Below are 18,277 nucleotides of genomic sequence, written 5' to 3'. Positions count from 1 at the left end.
AAGTTCCTTAAGAAAAGTTGCTGTACACAAGACTGAATCACGTTGTTGATATTGCCACCGGATCACACCAGGAAGCGGTCTCCCCCACTTTCTTAAAAGCACTGAGGTGGGCATTACCCTCCCCTAAAAAGTGACCACATGTCGCTGTCTCTTTGCGCTACAGTATTACTGTAGCAACACCAACTGCGGTGGCAACTGCACAGGTGGGAGTAACTGCACAGCCGCTATCACCCAGCCTGTATTACGTGCAAGCTTGCCTGCTGCACACAATATCAACATCGCTACACAGCCTCAGGCTGTTTCATGAAAAAAATAACCATATCATATAGCGAAAAAGCACTTTGCATTTTTGCTTTTGATGCCAATGATATAGGGGTAAAGAAAAATACCCCAATAAAGGTTATGAATCCGTATCTATTATAACCTGCCATAATGGCCTATAACATGTGGGTAAAACGCAACGACAAGGATCTAACATGCAAGTATTTGACGACAATTCACTTTCTATCGGACGCACCCCTCTGGTTAAGCTGAATCGCGTAACATCGGGTAACGTGTACGCCAAGATGGAATCACGGAATCCCAGCTTTAGCGTAAAATGCCGCATCGGCGCAAACATGATCTGGGATGCGGAAAAGCGCGGCGTACTCACCGAAGGGAAAGAGATTGTAGAGCCTACCAGCGGAAACACCGGAATTGCCCTGGCTTTCGTTGCTGCATCACGTGGTTATAAGCTAACTCTGACCATGCCAAGCAGTATGAGCCTTGAGCGTCGCAAGCTGTTAAAAGCACTGGGCGCAAACCTGGTTCTTACCGAAGCACCTAAGGGCATGAAAGGCGCTGTAGCCGCAGCGCAGGAAATCGTAGATTCTGATCCGGAAAAATACGTACTTCTGCAGCAATTCGACAACCCGGCCAACCCGGAAATTCATGAGAAAACCACTGGTCCGGAAATCTGGGAACAAACTGATGGCAAAATTGATGCGTTTGTAGCAGGCGTTGGTACCGGCGGTACTATAACTGGCGTCAGCCGTTACATCAAAAAAACACAGGGTAAGGCCATTACGTCTGTAGCCGTTGAACCTACCGACTCTCCTGTTATCACGCAGGCCAAAAATGGTGAAGAGCTGACACCCGGACCACATAAAATTCAGGGTATTGGCGCAGGCTTCATTCCTGGCAACCTGGATTTGGATATCGTTGACGAAGTGGAACAGGTCAGCAATGAAGAATGCATGGAAATGGCTCATCGACTGATGAAAGAAGAAGGTATCCTCGCGGGGATTTCATCTGGTGCAGCAGTTGTCGCGGCCAAACGTTATGCTGAACGCCCTGAAAACAAAGATAAGATCGTGGTTGTGCTTCTTGCCAGTGCCACCGAGCGTTACTTGTCCAGCCCGCTGTTCGCAGGCGCATTCTCCGACTCAGAAGAAGTGCAGTAAGCAAAATCTCATTATGTTCATAGCCTGGTCGTAAGGCCAGGTAATTACGCTATACAGCAAAAAGCGAGGGTCACCTCGCTTTTTTTTTGTATCCGCTTTTGCTAACTTACGTGCATACTAAACAGTGTTGTTACTCCACTTTCTATCCGAGAAAACGCATGCGTATTAAGAAGTCCGCCTCCCTGTTAGGTTTATTTACCCTGGCTTTCCTTATCCTTAGCGGATGTTCCAAGAAGGAAGAAGGTATCGGACGCTACGGGATGCTGGACGACAATACACCGGAATTCGCAGCTGTGCGGTTCATGCGCAGTATCTATCTTGAGCCTAATATTGACGTAGCGGTGTCATTAAGTACCCCGAAAATGGCACGTATCTTAAGAAAATATCACACTAACCGAAACGTCCAGCGCCATTTGCTGAATCTGAAGTATGACTCTGTCACCATAACACCGGAAGGCGGCGACAGAGTCGGCCGGTCTGAGTTTGCGGAAAAAGCTACGATCACCTTATTTTTCAGTGGTCAGTATAACGATGATAAAATCGAGGACTTGAGACAGATCGATCTGGTCAGGATGAACGGCGACTGGAAAGTCGCAAAGATCCACCCTGACCATTTTCTTTGATTAACGGCCTACCGCTACGCCCTCGCGCCGAGGGTCTGCACCACCGATAAGCTTACCATCACGAATTTCAATGCCGTGAAGTCCGCTGTTAAGATCAATAATTTTCACAGCGTGCCCCAGCTTCTCTAAAGGTGCCTCCAGTGCCTCAAGTGGTGTGCCTTTTTCCAGCGCCGTATAGTCATTGCGGTTAGTGATTTTTGGCAAATTAATCGCTTGCTGAATATTTAGCCCAAAATCGATAACACCAATGATTGTCTGCGCCACATAGCTGATGATACGACTGCCGCCGGGAGACCCCACCACCAGCTCTAACTCGCCGTTTTCGTTAAACACCATCGCTGGGCTCATGGCTGAGCGAGGACGCTTATGCGGCTCTACACGATTGGGAACCGGATAACGGCCCTGTGTGGGTGAAAATGAAAAATCTGTCAGTTGATTATTCAACAAAAAGCCATCTACCATCAGCCCTGAACCGAACATAAATTCGATACTTGTTGTCATGGAAATGGCGTTACCCTTTTTATCGACAATCGATACATGAGATGTGTTCGGTAATTCATATGACGCGCCCGCACTTATTTGAGCCTCTTTATATGGTTGGCCGGCTTTCGCACGGTGCCATGGCTTATCAAGTCCAACATGTTCGCTGCGGCGGGAAAGGTAGGCAGCATTAATTAGCGCACCGTAAGGCAGATTCGTAAAGTCGCTGTCAGCAATATATTTTTCTCTGTCAGCATAGGTTAATGCACTAGCCTGTGTGAAAAGGTGTGCAAACTCCGCGGAATCGGGTGATAACGAAGCCAATTCAAATTTTTCCAGCAATTTCAGGATTTGATATACGTTGATCCCGCCTGAACTGGGAGGCGCCATCCCGCATACCTTTTTATCGCGGTAATCTCCACAGACCGCTTCACGTTTTATCGCTTTATAATTGGCAAAATCTTCAGCGGTCATCTGTCCAGGATTAATTTCAGCCTCGTTGACAGTTTTTGCAATCTTTTCGGCCAATGGACCTTTATAGAGATAGTCACTGCCATTTTTGGCGATGCCGGTTAACGTTTTTGCCAGCGGCAGATTTTTCTTATTGCTGCCTTCTTTGAGGGGCATGCCAGCAGGAAAAAAATACGATGCGCTGCCACTGAATGTCTTAAGGCCTGGGTGATAATCGAGCGCCACCAGCTTTGCCAGTCGCGGTGACACTTTGAAACCGTTCGTTGCGGTGTCGATTGTATCTTCAAACAGGCTTTGCCAGGGGCGTTTACCAAAATCCTGATGTGCCATTTCAAGCGCTTTCAGCGCCCCCGGAACCCCGACAGATTTACCGCCGACCACAGCATCCAGCCATTTCATGGTTTTGGTACCGTCCATAAACCAATGGGAATTGACTGCTGCCGGTGCCATCTCCCTGCCGTCATAAGTATGCAGGACTTTGTTTTCATTATCCCAATAAAGAATAAATGCACCGCCACCAATGCCGGAAGACTGCGGCTCAACAAGGGTCAGCATGGCCTGCACCGCAATGGCGGCATCTATTGCACTACCGCCTTTTTCAATAACATTACGGCCGGCCCACGACGCATAGGGGTTGGCTGCAACCACCATGTAGTCCTTTGCCACAAACGCCTTTTTATCGATATAGCCGGTGGCGGCCTCAGGTTCACGATCCTCCCGCTCAGCGTACACATCCACAGAGACAGTGAGTAGGGTTGCGGCTACAAATACGCTTGCCGCTCGTCTGGAGGTCGTAGTTAACCAGTGTAAAATCATAGTATTCCGTTATTTGAATTTCTCAGGATTGATCGGGCGCTTTTTCAAAAATGCATCAAAAGCTTCCCGTGCGGCTTCTGTACCCATCGCTTCAATGAATACGTCGAGTTCTTCGTTCATTTGCTGTTGAATATCGTCAGCGTCATTCTTCAGAAGGTATTTGGTTTGTACCAAAGAAAATGCGGGTTTACCAACCAGCTTTGCGCAGACATCGTTCACGGTACTCGTCAACGCATCAGGTTCAACGACTTGGGTTACCAGCCCAAAATGGCAGGCTTCGTCAGCCCCAAAAGGGTCTCCCAGCATCAGCCACTCTGCAGCTTTGCGATGGCCGGCCAGCCGGGGAAGAAGATAACTGGATGCATACTCAGGCACAAGCCCCAGATTAATGAACGGTAAGACAAATCGGGTATTCGTGGCGCAGTAAACAAAATCACAATGTAATAATAGCGTGGTGCCAATCCCTACGGCCAGACCGTGGACTTCTGCCACCACCACTTTGGGCGTATCTGCAAGCGCGGTCATAAATGCCGCAGTTTCACCTACATGCTCACCATCCTGACGGTTTGCAAAGTCACTGATATCATTCCCCGCCGTAAAACAGCTACCTTCACCACGAATTCGTATAACTTTGATACTGGGTTCGTCTTTTACACTGCGAATGGCATCCGCCATACTCTGATACATATCGCGTGTCAGCGCATTTTTCTTATCAGCGCGATCAATCACGATGGTGAGTACACCATCACTCTGGTGAGTTTGAATCAGCTCCATAATGTCCTCCTGAGCATAGCGCTCATCTAAATACTGAATTTCAGCAAATTACGATAATTTTCTGTATGATAGCGACCAAAATGCAATACCTGAAATAACTATCAATGATGATTTCTCTGCCACTCTCGCCACAGTTTAGTGTTGGACCACTGCTCGTTGCCACCCTGGTGATTATTGCCTTCTATGCTGAACCGGCTTCTGGCCAATGGCTGGCATACGACCGCTACGCAATTGAAGGCATGGAAACTTGGCGTATTATTACCGGCAACCTGGTCCATACCAACGGTTATCACCTACTTCTGAATCTGGCAGGACTGGCGCTGTTGTGGTTGCTCCACGGCGAGCATTATCGCATAAGTCGTTTCCTGAAAGTTTTTATCTGGTGCTGTTTTGGCACCAGTGCAGGCATGTATATCATGTCACCTGACTTAATCTGGTATGCAGGCTTATCCGGGGCGCTTCATGGCGTTTTTGTCTGGGGGGCGTGTATGGATATTCGAAAAGGGCTACGTTCGGGATGGCTGTTGCTGATTGGTGTGGCCGTAAAACTGGGTTATGAACAATATACCGGCAGCAGTGATGATGTAGCGGCTTTGATAAATGCAACCGTAGCAGTCGATGCCCACCTTTACGGAGCGATAAGTGGCGTCCTGATATTTTTGTTAATGTTAGGGTTGTCGCGGCGTGTACCAACAACCACAGTGTCGTCGTAGTCCAACGTACAGTGATGTGCTCTATCAGCCCAAGCCTTCCTGATTCAGTGAAAATTTAAAAAACTTTTAGTTCAGTCTCTTAACTTTTTACTGAATCAGTGTTGGTTGTACCTGTGCCGTGCCCCTGGCCGTCTTTCCTTGTGAATATCACCCGGCGTCCTTCGCGTATACAATCTAGTTGTCTGTTGTTTTGTTCATAAAAAAAACGCTCCTGTAAGGAGCGTTTTCACTACGTCATTTACGGGTGACCTGGGGTATCATTTACAAGTTTGTCTCAAACAACTTGTAGATTCTGCGGTACTCATCTAGCCAGGAACTGGGCTGGACGAAACCGTGCGGCTCTACCGGATAAATTGCTGTCTCAAAGTTTTCCTTCTCAAGTTCAATAAGACGCTGAACCAAGCGAACGGAATCCTGGAAAAAGACGTTGTCATCCACCATTGGCGCATTAATCAACAGCGCTGATTCCAGTCCTTCTGCATGATAGATAGGAGAACTTCGACGATAAGCTATGGGGTCAACGTCCGGTGTGTTCAGGATGTTTGACGTATAGCCCCAGTTATAGTGCGCCCAGTCGGTTACTGGTCGAAGCGCCGCACCTGCCTGGAACAGGTCAGGATCAGTAAACAGTGCCATAAATGTCAAAAAGCCACCGTAAGAGCCTCCATAAGTACCGATGCGAGCCCGATCCACATTTGCATTTTCTACCAGCCAGTCAACGCCGTCTCGTAAATCCTGTACTTCCGGTGTTCCCATCTGACGATAAATGGCAGTACGCCAGTCACGTCCATACCCTGCTGACGCACGGAAATCCATATCCAAAACCACATAGCCCTGCTGTACCAGCATGCTGTGGAACATAAATTCGCGGAAATAACCAGACCAGCCCAAATGCGCATTTTGCAGATAGCCGGCACCGTGATTGAAGATCACCGCTTTTCTGGGTTCTCCTTCCTGAAAATTTTCAGGCAGGTAGACACGTGCATAGACAGGTTGAGACGCATCACTTGATGGCACCGCGACGACTTGAGGCACGGTCCATGGCATCGATAAAAACGCTTCGCTGATGGTGTTAGTGATTTTTTTGGGTTCGCTGTTTGTGTCAGCGGATTTTACGTATAGCTCCGGTGGTCGCGTTACCTTACTGTGCGTTAACAATAACGTTGATTCATCCGGACTGAGGGAAAAGTCGGTCATACCGTTAAGATCCGTCATGGCCTGACTTTCGCCGCTATCGGTATTTACGCGATAGACTTCGTAAACGCCGGGATGTTTTTTATTGGCAGTATAGTAAATCCAGGTATCGTCGCGGGTGACAACCGGATTATCCGTTATAAATTGTCCACTGGTGAGTGCACGGGGGGATTGTCCGGGCTGTTGCAGGTATAAGTGAGCGTAGCCGGTGTGCTCTGACTGATAAAACAGCGTTTCGCTGTTATGCAGCCAGCCAAATTGATTGAAGCGGTAGTTTACCCACGCATCATCATGCAATCGGTGCTGACTTACCAGTGATTTGTCGGCAAAATCGACAGTAGCGATCCAGCGATCTTTGTTGTCCCATGCTTCAAGCATAATCGCGACCTGCTCGCCGTTATTATGCCAGCGTATAGAAGGCTCACGCCAGTACCAGCTATCCAGAAGACCGATATCACGTGGTAAACGATTGATCTCGTAGGTTTCACCTTTGGCCTTGGCATTTTCTGCCTTCACCTCTGCAAGCACATCCTCGTTATAGCCAGGCAACTGAACATAAGACAGCTCGGTTTTAGACTGCTCAGTAAGGTCGACCAGCCAGACTGTGTCACTCTGGGGTTCTGCATCGGCAACCCGTCGACGGACATGTTTGCTGTCAATGCGGCCATCTTCCTGAATATAGTGCGGCATAATATCGGTGTCGCCACGCCAGGGGGTATCCTTAGTGGTGACGATGATAGCTGTCTTTCCGTTCGGAGAGACTGTCGCTGCGACCAGGCGGTCCTCTTTGTCAAAGTAAAAAGGCTCTGGTGCTACAGCATTATTCTGTTTTGCCAATGCATCCGCTTCGTCAGCTCTTTCCTGACGATCTTTACGTTTCTTGGCAATATACTCAATGAGGGTAATCTGCTCGGAGCCAACGAAGTCTTCGGGCTCCGAGACGGCTTCCGGTTCCTCTGCAAATGCCCAACTTAAGAGCTGCTCACGACGACCGGATTGTAGATCTATGGCGACTATGCGACTGCCTGACTGCGCCATAAGTCGATTGTCTGTCATAAAACGCAGATTTTCCAGCGGGGCGCCGCCACGCGTTAGCTGCACACTTTCACCGTTTGGCATCAGCACGAAGACACTGTCTTCAAAACGATAAGCGGTGTATTGCCCGTCCTGGCTCTCTACCCGCTCGTCATAACGATAGCGGTGAAGCTCAGACAGCGACACTTTATCAGCTTGCTCTGGAGCGGATACCGGCGCGGCATAAACATCATTCAGCTCGCTGTCTTCACGCTCACGCTCGTAAACCAGTTCACTGCCCTCAACCGACCAGCCGATGTTTTCCGGCTGGCGACCGAGCCAGGCTGGATCAGACATTATCTGATTTAAGGTGATGGTTTGATTGTTATCACCAGTTTTTTCTACATCTGGCGAAACTGGGGCGACGGCAACGGGCGCGTTTTTCTGAACCGGCTTGGAATTTGCCTTATCAGAAGTAGCGACGCAAGCCGACAAGCTGCCAGTCAGACCGGCAGCAATAAGCATTGTCGTTATTTTATTCATTATCGCTCTTTGTTTTATTTATCAGTCTCGATGTCATTATACGCATTCGCAGTTGTCCATGGTCAAGATTCATCGGCTTACACTGTGCAATCATCTGAACGACAGCGCTATTGAGCGTGGATCCTCACTCGCTTTGCTGCACTGTGTGTATATTATCAGGCGCAGGTGATCCAAAAACGTATGATTGAACTACAATCTATCGAAATAAAAATAACGGAAATTCCACTTTCAGAGGTATCGTATGAAAAAGAAATTACTTGCGCTGGCGCTACTCGCAACCGCGTTTACAGCGTCGGCCAATACCTGTCCCGATGTACTGAAGTTTATGAAACGAAAGCTTAACTCTCAGGAAACGGTAAATATGTGTAAGGAGTTTCAGGGCAAAACGCTGCTTATCGTCAATACTGCGAGTTACTGTGGCTTTACGCCTCAATTCGAAGGCCTTGAAGCAATGTATGAGCAATATAAATCTCAGGACTTCGTGGTTCTGGGCTTCCCGTCACATGAGTTTAACCAGGAAGCCAAAGATGAAGGAAAAACAGCAGAACTCTGTGAACTGACATACGGCGTAAAATTCCCTATGTTTGAACCTACCGATGTTAAAGGTGAAAATGCCGATCCGATGTACCGGATGCTTGCTGAGGCAACTGGCGAAGCGCCTAGCTGGAATTTTAATAAGTATCTGGTAGATAAAGAAGGGAATATTTTGAAACATTACCCGAGTAAAGTAACACCATCCGATGATGTTCTGATTAAAGATGTAGAGAAAGCTCTGGCAATGTAATGCCAGTAGCGCACACATAAAAAAGCCCCGCAATATTTGCGGGGCAATCAAGCACACTCAACTTGGAACACACTTTAGCGTTACGCCGTTGCTTAGCACAACGTCGCGTTGCTAACTGCATAGAGTTAGTCTCTTCCCTTTGCGGTAAGTTCAATAATTTTTTGATTTGCAGCTTCAAATGCTGACTTCGCACTTTCTTCACCCAGTGCCAGGCCTTCGGCATATATAAACTGAATGTCAGTAATGCCGATAAAGTTGAAAAAGTGAGTCAGATACTGCGTCTGCGTATCGTATTCGGTACCAACATACTGACCTCCACGGGCCGCAAGAATAGTAACTTTTTTGTCATTCAACAGGCCGACTGGTCCGTTTTCGGTGTAGCGGAATGTGATCCCTGCCCTGGCGATACGATCAATCCATGCTTTTAATACCGACGGGATACCGAAATTATACATTGGCACACCAATGACAATCTCGTCAGCTGCTTTCACTTCTTCAATCAGATTATCAGAGAGAGACGCTAGTGCATGTTGATCATCAGTACGCTCATCTGACGGCGTCATCCATGCCTGCATTTCTTCTGCCGATAAATGCGGGAGATTATCCTGGGCCAGATCGCGGGATGAAATCGTTGCTTCTGGTTGTGAGGACAACTTTTCGATATAGCTTGCAATTAATTTGTTTGAATTACCTTGGGCCTTATTCAGGCTGGAAGTGACTGTCAGTACTTTACGCATAATTTGTCTCCTTTTAACGATGAAACTATCTTAGGGGAGACAAATCCGAATTTATATTGCTTTAAATCGCACTTCTAATTCTAATTCTTCGAATGAAACAACACCATCTAGTAACATTACATTAACGTAATGTTGCAAGAAGCGTGATCTTCCCATTATTACGCGGCGTAACCGAGTTTGCCAAAACACAATTAACGAGGTACCACAATGAAAAGAGTCAAGACGCTTCTTGCAGTGTCGATGATACCATTATTTGTCGCCGGATGCTCGGACGATGACGATGATCCAATCATTGATCCCCCCCCCCAGGAGCCCGACTTTGCTAACGTCAGAGTAATTCACGCATCTTCTGACGCACCGACTGTAGATATCACTGCCAATGATGACATTTTGAATGGACTCGAAGGGGTCGATTACCAAATGGCGTCAACCAAATTTGAAGTTCAGGTTGGCACTTACGATATTGGTGTTGTTGCTAATTTACCCGGTGATGACGCAGAAGTGCTGCAAACAGATATCACACTCGAAACTGATATGAACTATGACATTTTCGCCGTTGGCAGTGTTGCTGATGAGTCGTTGATGTTATTGCCGGTTACCAGTATGGAAACGGCAGTGGAAAGTGGTAATGCTCAGGTTCAGATTGTTCACGCTGCCTCGATGGCGCCGACTGTCGACATTTATGTAACTGCACCTGATGCGGTGCTGACAGACGAGCAGCCACTGGTAACAGCCGCATTTACTGATGCGACAGATCTGGTACAAGTCCCTGCAGGTGACTATCGCATTCGCATTACCGCGGCAGGCGAAACTGATGTAGTTTTTGATTCAGGAACTGTCACACTTGAAGACGGCGCGGACTTACTGGTAGCCGCAACCAATAGCGTAAGCCCTGGTGATTCTCCGGTTACGTTGCTGGTTTCTGACGGCGATACATCAATGAATCTGTATGACGTAAATACACCGGCAGCACTTCGTGTAGTTCATGGGATCAGTGATGCCCCTGCGGTAGACGTAATTGCCAATAATGAAGTAGTACTGGTTGATGGGATCCAATTCCCACGTACTACGGATTATCTGGATGTTGCCGCAGGCGACTATCTCATCGATGTGGTAGCTGATGCAGATAACAGCATTGTGGCGGTTGACGATGCCGAAGTGTCACTGGCAGCCGGTATGTATTACACCGCTATTGCCAACAACACGTTGGCAATGCCAGAGCTTGATTTGCTCACCGATATGCCGCGTTCCGTTGCGACAGAAGCAAAGGTAAGAATTATTCATGCTTCTCCTGCCGCTGGTAATGTCGACATTTATGTGACTGCAGACGGTGAAATCGAAGGTGTTGACCCTACATTTGCCGATGTTGCGTACTCTACCGACGACCTGGCCGAAACCGGCTATGTTGGCCTGGCGGAAGGTGACTACTTTGTGACTGTAACCCCTGTAGGTACAAAAACAGCCGCAATTGAAACCGGTATGCTGTCTCTGGAAACTGGAATGGTATACACCGCGATTGCTGCAAACGGGGCGATGGAAGGTGATTTGCCACAGCTCATTCTGTTGGATGATCTGGCTCCACCAGCCCCGCCTTTTAATGCTGACATGACCTATAACGTGACATTGTCAGGCAGCCAGGAAGTGCCAGCTGTTGACACTATGAGCATGGCTACTGCCACGGTGGAAATTGACGAAGACCTGCCAGCTTTTCGGGTAACACTGGATGCGTCGGAGTTAATGGATTTGACGGGTGCACACGTGCATGATGGCGACATCGGCATGAACGGCGACGTAGCCTTCCCGCTGACTGATATGGGCGATGGCATGTATATGCTGGAGGAAACACAGATTTCTCCCAGTCTGCTTGAAGACCTCACCAGTGGTGAGTGGTATCTGAATGTGCATACTGAGGCGAATCCATCTGGTGAAGTACGCGGTCAAATCGTGCCAGACACTACTGCCGTTGTCACTTTCCCTATCAGCGGTTCGCAATCTGTCCCACCGGTAGCTAGCGATGCAATGGGTTACGGTTATGCACTGTTTGACACCACAAACAGTTCCGTCATGCTGACGGCCGTTACGATGGATCTGGAAGCCGCTACGGCTGCACATATCCACACCGGTTATGCGGGTGAAACCGGCGGTGTTGTTGCCCCCCTGATGGAATCAGAAGCTATGGCCGGAGTCTGGATGACCGACGGCTACCTGACATTAGATGAAGCAACTGCTACGCGCCTGCTGTCTGGTGGTCATTATACAAATTTCCACACGCCGGATTTCCCGGATGGAGAAATTCGTGGTCAGATTACGCCAGATAATATTGAAGTATATGGTATTACCGCATCAGGTGAGCAGGAAGTGCCTATTGCTGATACAACAGCCTTTGGATACGGTGCCTTCACGCTGAACACCGAAACTGGTGCAGTATCCGGTGGTGTGAGCATTTTTGACATGACAGCGAACGCCGCTCACATTCATGCCGGTGAAGCGGGTATGAATGGCGACGTAGTGCTGGGTCTGGAGAACGATGGTATGAACACCTGGATGATTCCGGACGGAACTATGTTAGACGCCGCTCAAATGGACGCAATGCAATCTGGAAGTCTCTATACTAACTTCCACTCAGATGCATTCCCTGATGGTGAAATTCGGGGCCAGATCACTTTAGGTTTTGAATAAACGCCAAAAATGAAGCAGACGTGTAGTCATCTGCTTAACACTAAAAGGCCGGTATGATACCGGCCTTTTTTAATTATACTACTGTTGCCTCACATCAACCAAAGTCAGACAGCGCAGAATCAAAATCTTTCACTAAATCATCAATATCTTCAATACCCACAGATACCCGTATCATATTTTCTGTGATCCCCATCTTCTCCCGTCCGGCCTTACCGTTTTCAAAGAAGATAGTTGGCGCAACCGGTAACGCGAGGGTCCGTGTATCGCCAAGATGAGTAGCAGTGATTACCAGTTCCAGTGCATTCAGGAAAGCGACGGGATCTATATCTTGACGCAAATCCAGACTTAAAATCGCCCCATAGCCGTTATGCAATTGCTCTCTGGCAATAAAGTGCTGCGGGTGGTTACTCAATCCCGGGTAATACACACGTTCAACAGCATTATGATTATCCAGGAACGTTGCCAGCTTAAGCGCGTTCTCGCACGCTCGCGCCATGCGTAGTGATAAAGTCTCTAATCCAACTGATATGGCATGCGCTGCATCAGCACTGAGTGTTGCTCCCATATCGCGAAGACCTTTTTTCTTCATCTGCGTGATACCCCATTGCGTGGTATCACTCACCTGATAACTTTTTGCAATATTCGGAAACCGTGTCCAGTCGTACAAGCCGGTATCAACTACTGCCCCACCCAGCACATGGCCGTGTCCGGCAATGTACTTGGTTAAGGAAGATATCACCAGTGACGCATTCATGTCTTTGGCTTCAAACAATGGCGGGGGTGTCATAGTATTATCAACAATAAAAAGTATATTGCGTTCAACACAGTACTTTCCAATTGCCTGCGTGTCCGCCACCTGCGTTACCGGGTTTGCCACTGTCTCGGTATACACTGCACGAGTATTAGGCTGATACGCATCCATAACATCTTCAATTGACGTCACATCGACATAGGTAATGTGGATCCCGAGATCTTCCAGCGTATTCATGAAGCTGCGGGTATTTCCAAACAAAAACTGACTGACAATCAAGTGGTCACCTTGTTTCAGTAAGGAAAGCAGTGTACTGCTGATTGCGGCCATGCCTGTGGCATAACATAGTGTACCGACGCCACCTTCCAGTTGGTTGATCATATTCTGCAGTGCAGCAACCGACGATGACGACGACCTACCATAAACATGACCAGCTTTTTTACCCTGAAAGACATCAATGATGTCCTGTGCATCTTTAAATTCGAATAAAACCGAATTGGTCGTACTGGAATGCACAGCGCCATGCTCGGGTTGATTTAGAATGCGGTCAGCGTGGACCTGACGGGTGGTAAATCCCTGATTACTCACGCGGGAACTCCGATGTAAAACAATTTTCTGGATACTTGCCGGCAACGTTAGCATAAAATGTGTAGATTTTTTGCATTTGTTCACTCACATCGTCAATTTGGCGAAGCACCGGCCCGAATACAAGTTGCTTGCGTTGATAATCCAGGCCGATAAGCTGCACCGGGATTGTCGCCTGCCTGGCAATGTGTAAAAACCCGGTTTTCCAGGGGTAAACCCCCTTTCGAGTTCCCTCAGGAGCCAGTGCCAAAACCATTTTCTGCTGTTTCTCAATAGACACTGATATTCCCTCGACCATGCCATGAGCACGGCTACGCTCTATGGGAATGCCACCGAGTTTTCGCATGAGCCACCCCAGTGGCGGAATAAAAATGGTGTGTTTACCAAAAAAAGACACCTTTAGCCTCAATGCAAACAACACAAATAACCCGATAAAAAAATCCCAGTTAGATGTGTGTGGGGCAACCGCTAAAATAGCTTTGGGTGCATCTACCATCTTTCCGGAAGCAGTCCACCCCCGTTGTCTGAACCCCCATGCCGCAATCGTCGCCAACCATGCAGGCCCTTGGCGAGGCATTGCGTCAGGGACCAGTGATTCATCTATTCTTTTCATTCATACTGCTCGTAACTGGTTGTGAATAATCATACTCAAAAACCGCCATCATTGCTTCTGCCAAATTGGACATTGATTCTCGCTGGCAACATGAGAGGATATTCATACAACATCGACCATTGACTGCTATGTGTATTTTATTTGTTGCTATTAATCAGCATGCTGACTATCCGCTAGTTATCGCCGCCAATCGTGATGAATTTCATCGCCGGCCCACTGCGCCTTCGAGCTTCTGGGCATCTTATCCAGACTTGCTGGCCGGTCAGGATTTAGAGGCTAACGGAACCTGGATGGGCGTTACGCGTAACGGAAACATTGCAGCCTTAACTAACATCCGAAACCAGGAACAGAAGTCAGACGCCCGAACACGGGGTGAATTAGTCGTAAATGCATTAACGCAGCAAGACCAGTCGGCGTTCTCTCAAACCCTGCGGACGAGCCGCAACCAATACAATGGCTACAACCTTTTGTATGGGCACCTGACAGCGTTGACGGTTTATAACAACGCCCAAGACAGATTTTTTCCACTTTCAGATGGCATTCATGGCTTATCAAATGCAGACATACAAACTCCCTGGCCAAAAGTTACCCGGGGAATGCAGTCACTGACAAGCTACATCTCGTCAACCCGTCAACTTCAGCAAGATGCGCTGTTTACACTATTACGCGATGATGAAAAAGCTGAAGATCACCTGTTGCCGGAAACCGGTATTGGTTATGAATGGGAAAAGTTACTGTCGTCTATTTTTATCCAGTCACCGGAATACGGCACCAGAACCTCAACCCTGCTGCTGATGGATAATCAGCAACAATGCCACTGGCAAGAGCGAACTTTCTCACCGCAAGGTACCCTCACTGATATCAGGAAATTTTCGTTTCAGGTCGAATCCAGATAAATATGACAGAAATTCCAGTCTGGCTACTCGTATTTTATTTCATCAGTGGCATAATGCCGTCAGCTTATTTATTACCACGTAACGTGAGGACGCACTGTGTTTGAAGTATTACCCCAACTCGCCCCGGATCCTATCCTTGGTCTGTCAGCTGCTTACCGTGAAGACAACAATCCAGATAAAATCGATCTGGGTGTTGGCGTTTATAAAGATGAGCAAGGTAATACCCCCATCCTGACATCGGTCGCAAAGGCGCAAAAGATTTTATTGGAACGTGAAACCTCAAAGACATATATCACACCGCAGGGCCACCAGGGCTACATTGATAATATGCTTGCCCTTTTGCTGGGAGATAAAAGCCCCGTGCTGATGGCAGATCGCGTTGCTGGCGTTCAGGCGCCGGGTGGCTGTGGCGCACTGCGTATTTTATCCGAACTTCTGGTTCGCTGTAACGATAATGCCAAAGTGTGGGTCAGTGATCCGACATGGGCAAACCACATTCCATTGATTGGTTCAGCCGGTCTTAAAATTGAAACCTACCCGTACTTCGATAAAGACACTGCCAGCATTCGTTTCGATGCCATGATGGAAGCACTGAAGAAAGTCGAGAAAGGTGACATTGTGCTGCTGCACGGCTGCTGCCATAACCCAACCGGTGCTGACCTCACCAATGCGCAGTGGGATGCGGTACTCGACATAGCGAAAGAGCGTGAGTTTCTGCCGTTTTTAGATGTTGCGTATCTGGGTTTTGGTGATGGCCTGGAAGACGATGCTTATGGCGTTCGTCTGCTTGCCGAAAACCTGCCGGAAGTGATTATTGCCGCCTCATGCAGCAAAAACTTTGGCTTGTACCGTGAGCGTGTCGGGCTTGCCGCTATCATCACTGAAGATTCAAAAACCCGTCAGATAGCACAGGGACAGATTCAGTCTGTTGCTCGTGGAATCTATTCGATGCCGCCTAGCTACGGCGGTGCACTGGTTGATATTATTCTTTCTGATACCAGCCTCAGGAAGGAATGGGAAAGTGAAGTCAATGCCATGCGTAACCGCATGCAAACGCTTCGCGCGATGCTGGTAGAAAAACTGGAAGAGAACGGTGCTGATAAAGACTTCAGTTTCGTTAACCAGCAAAAAGGCATGTTTTCATTTCTATGTATCACGCCTGAGCAAGTACGTGAAATGCGTGATAAACACAGCGTGTATTTCGTCGACTCCAGCCGCGTGAATATTGCTGGTATCAACCAGCAAAACGTAGGCACACTGGCGAAAGCACTGGTCTCTGTACTGTAAGCGATGCGAAGGCAGCACGAAAGTGCTGCCTCTTTTAATGGTTCGCTGCGGCCTGTCTTAATTTACTTTCATTGTCCGACTATTCTGCACACGTCAGACCTGCTCTTACCATGTCTTGCGTTATACGGCACCCTTGCGTTGTTCTTTTCAAGCATCTCAGCAACGGCTTTTAAATATACAGATAAAATGTACTGTACTGTTGCATTACCAATCTCAGCTATACATCGCTGTTTGTGAGACCAAGTGCTGCCGCACTGCCGATGTAGAAGAAACCTGCAGCAATCTTAATGTGAAGCGATTTCGAGCCAGAATATGGTAACGGTTACTACGCAAACTACTGCGAAAAACACAAAAATGGCTTAACTTGTTCGTCGAGCCTTCCCAAACACTGTTAATGCAGTCTGAAGTTAAACGCCACGGATATTCATTCAGGCTGACGCCAATATCCGGTCCAGCGCATTGGCAAAGTTCTGTTTATCTTTTTGGGAAAACGCCTTTGGTCCGCCGGTGCGCTCTCCACTGCTGCGCATGGTTTCCATAAAGTCCCGCATAGTAAGAGCCGCTCTGATGGTTGAACGATCAAATTCATCCCCACGGGAATTCAGCGCTCGCGCCCCTTTGGCCAATAAGTCTGATGCCAGCGGGATGTCTGAGGTGATAACCAGATCGCCTGGCTCGCAACGTTCAACAATCAGATCGTCAGCTACATCAAAACCACTGCTTACGCTCATAAACGTAATATTTTTATCCGGGGGCACGCGCATCGGGTGATTCGCCACCAATATCAGAGGAAGCCCTGTACGTCGGGCGGCTTTAAACAATATTTCTTTGACTACGCCTGGGCAGGAATCAGCATCAACCCAAATCTGCATAACTTATCTCTTTTTCACGATTTCGCTAAGTTTATAGACACAGAATCATCGATGCCAGTGGATATTGAATAACCTGGGGCAGCTTTCCCATCCGGCGTTCTGCTCGCCAATGTAATGTAAAAACAGAATATCGCAGGAAAAAGCGCAGGACCAGATGGTCCTGCTGAGTAGTTTATCAATGCTATTTCTAGCCGCGGGTTCAGCTATGCTGGCTCACCGGCGCATAAAACGTGTTATGCCAGCATCCCACCGTCTACGGTAACCGTCGTCCCCGTTGTGTAACTTGACGCATCAGAAACCAGATAGAGCACTGTGCCTGCCATCTCGTCAGGTTGAGCCACACGGCCCAGCGGGATCTGTTTGAGTGCTTTGTTCAGGATCTGATCATTGGTAGTCAGCGCGGATGCAAACTTGGTGTCTGTCAGACCTGGCAACAGCGCATTAACCCGGATATTCAGTGGCCCACACTCTTTTGCAAAAGACTTGGTCATGCTGATAACAGCCGCTTTGGTGATCGAGTAAATCCCCTGCATATCACCGGGAACCACGCCATTGACCGATGCCGTGTTAAGGATCACGCCACCGCCCTGCTCTTTCATCATCTTGCCAGCTTCTACCGACATAAAGAAATAGCCACGGACATTCACTTCCACGGTTTTATTGAACGCGGCCAGATCGGTATCCAGTATGTGGCCAAAGTAAGGGTTTGCCGCCGCATTATTTACCAAAATATCCAGTTGGCCGTGAGTTTGTTTAATGTGGTCAAAAATCTCTGTTATCTGGTCCATTTCGCCCACATGACATGCATAAGCTGAGGCTTTGCCGCCGGCATCCCGAATGGCGCTGGCTACGGCTTCACAGCCGTCTATCTTGCGACTCGACACAATCACGTGGGCACCATACTCAGCCAGCAACTTGGCGATGGATTCGCCAATCCCCCGGCTTGCGCCAGTCACCAGCGCGACCTTACCTGTTAAATCAAATAATTTGCTCATAATATTCT

Annotated in this window: 15 protein-coding genes; 7 read left to right on the top strand and 8 right to left on the bottom strand. The window is 48.2% G+C overall.

All coding sequences use genetic code 11. The features are described 5' to 3' along the window. The first annotated feature begins 476 nt into the window (after nucleotides 1–476). Both cysK and ACLBLI_RS08945 read left to right on the top strand, forming a co-directional pair. Nucleotides 477–1,442: a cysteine synthase A gene (gene cysK, locus ACLBLI_RS08950; RefSeq protein WP_414830735.1), complete on the top strand. Its 966-nt coding sequence runs from the start codon at nucleotides 477–479 to the stop codon at nucleotides 1,440–1,442. A 158-nt stretch (nucleotides 1,443–1,600) separates the two neighbouring features. After that, nucleotides 1,601–2,065, top strand: coding sequence for a hypothetical protein (locus ACLBLI_RS08945; protein ID WP_414830734.1), 465 nt, complete (start codon nucleotides 1,601–1,603; stop codon nucleotides 2,063–2,065). Here the strand turns inward: ACLBLI_RS08945 and ggt are convergent, their stop codons facing one another. Together ggt and ACLBLI_RS08935 are read right to left on the bottom strand one after the other, a co-directional pair. After that, complete coding sequence (gene ggt / locus ACLBLI_RS08940; RefSeq protein WP_414830733.1) at nucleotides 2,066–3,832, bottom strand: gamma-glutamyltransferase; 1,767 nt, start codon at nucleotides 3,830–3,832, stop codon at nucleotides 2,066–2,068. It lies immediately after the preceding gene. A 9-nt stretch (nucleotides 3,833–3,841) separates the two neighbouring features. After that, a complete protein-coding gene (locus ACLBLI_RS08935; RefSeq protein ID WP_414830732.1) occupies nucleotides 3,842–4,606 on the bottom strand; it encodes an enoyl-CoA hydratase in 765 nt (254 codons plus the stop codon). A gap of 107 nt (nucleotides 4,607–4,713) precedes the next feature. Between ACLBLI_RS08935 and rrtA the strand changes: the two genes are divergently transcribed. Then, complete coding sequence (gene rrtA / locus ACLBLI_RS08930; protein ID WP_414830944.1) at nucleotides 4,714–5,319, top strand: rhombosortase; 606 nt, start codon at nucleotides 4,714–4,716, stop codon at nucleotides 5,317–5,319. 261 nt (nucleotides 5,320–5,580) lie between these two features. Here the strand turns inward: rrtA and ACLBLI_RS08925 are convergent, their stop codons facing one another. Beyond that, the gene (locus ACLBLI_RS08925) at nucleotides 5,581–8,070 is read right to left on the bottom strand and encodes a prolyl oligopeptidase family serine peptidase (RefSeq protein WP_414830731.1); all 2,490 of its coding nucleotides are present in this window, start codon (nucleotides 8,068–8,070) and stop codon (nucleotides 5,581–5,583) included. A 241-nt stretch (nucleotides 8,071–8,311) separates the two neighbouring features. Here ACLBLI_RS08925 and ACLBLI_RS08920 point away from each other — a divergent pair, with 241 nt between their 5' ends. Beyond that, entirely contained in the window at nucleotides 8,312–8,854 is a 543-nt protein-coding gene (locus ACLBLI_RS08920) for a glutathione peroxidase (RefSeq protein WP_414830730.1), read from the top strand. A gap of 125 nt (nucleotides 8,855–8,979) precedes the next feature. Here the strand turns inward: ACLBLI_RS08920 and ACLBLI_RS08915 are convergent, their stop codons facing one another. Then, the gene (locus ACLBLI_RS08915) at nucleotides 8,980–9,591 is read right to left on the bottom strand and encodes an FMN-dependent NADH-azoreductase (RefSeq protein ID WP_414830729.1); all 612 of its coding nucleotides are present in this window, start codon (nucleotides 9,589–9,591) and stop codon (nucleotides 8,980–8,982) included. A gap of 207 nt (nucleotides 9,592–9,798) precedes the next feature. On the opposite strand from ACLBLI_RS08915, the gene ACLBLI_RS08910 reads away from it, so the two are divergent. Next, the gene (locus ACLBLI_RS08910) at nucleotides 9,799–12,270 is read left to right on the top strand and encodes a CHRD domain-containing protein (protein ID WP_414830728.1); all 2,472 of its coding nucleotides are present in this window, start codon (nucleotides 9,799–9,801) and stop codon (nucleotides 12,268–12,270) included. Nucleotides 12,271–12,364: 94 nt separating this feature from the next. Here ACLBLI_RS08910 and ACLBLI_RS08905 read toward each other — a convergent pair whose 3' ends face one another. Further along, nucleotides 12,365–13,609, bottom strand: a complete 1,245-nt coding sequence (locus ACLBLI_RS08905) for a cystathionine gamma-synthase family protein (protein ID WP_414830727.1) — start codon at nucleotides 13,607–13,609, stop codon at nucleotides 12,365–12,367. Next, a complete protein-coding gene (locus ACLBLI_RS08900) occupies nucleotides 13,602–14,219 on the bottom strand; it encodes a 1-acyl-sn-glycerol-3-phosphate acyltransferase (protein ID WP_414830726.1) in 618 nt (205 codons plus the stop codon). Before ACLBLI_RS08900 ends, ACLBLI_RS08905 begins: the two co-directional genes overlap by 8 nt. Nucleotides 14,220–14,347: 128 nt before the next feature. Here ACLBLI_RS08900 and ACLBLI_RS08895 point away from each other — a divergent pair, with 128 nt between their 5' ends. Together ACLBLI_RS08895 and ACLBLI_RS08890 are read left to right on the top strand one after the other, a co-directional pair. Continuing rightward, nucleotides 14,348–15,115, top strand: a complete 768-nt coding sequence (locus ACLBLI_RS08895; RefSeq protein ID WP_414830725.1) for an NRDE family protein — start codon at nucleotides 14,348–14,350, stop codon at nucleotides 15,113–15,115. Nucleotides 15,116–15,211: 96 nt separating this feature from the next. Then, on the top strand, nucleotides 15,212–16,402 hold the full coding sequence (locus tag ACLBLI_RS08890) for an aromatic amino acid transaminase (RefSeq protein ID WP_414830724.1): 1,191 nt from the start codon (nucleotides 15,212–15,214) through the stop codon (nucleotides 16,400–16,402). A gap of 428 nt (nucleotides 16,403–16,830) precedes the next feature. Here ACLBLI_RS08890 and ACLBLI_RS08885 read toward each other — a convergent pair whose 3' ends face one another. Both ACLBLI_RS08885 and ACLBLI_RS08880 read right to left on the bottom strand, forming a co-directional pair. Continuing rightward, nucleotides 16,831–17,274 (bottom strand): YaiI/YqxD family protein, encoded by a 444-nt coding sequence (locus ACLBLI_RS08885; protein WP_414830723.1) that lies wholly within the window; start codon nucleotides 17,272–17,274, stop codon nucleotides 16,831–16,833. Nucleotides 17,275–17,507: 233 nt separating this feature from the next. Continuing rightward, a complete protein-coding gene (locus ACLBLI_RS08880) occupies nucleotides 17,508–18,269 on the bottom strand; it encodes an SDR family oxidoreductase (protein WP_414830722.1) in 762 nt (253 codons plus the stop codon). Nucleotides 18,270–18,277 lie beyond the last annotated feature (8 nt).

This window comes from Alteromonas sp. H39 (assembly GCF_047556435.1).
GTDB lineage: Bacteria > Pseudomonadota > Gammaproteobacteria > Enterobacterales > Alteromonadaceae > Alteromonas.
Note: the sequence above shows the minus strand (reverse complement) of the source record. Positions and strands in the feature narration are given on the sequence as shown.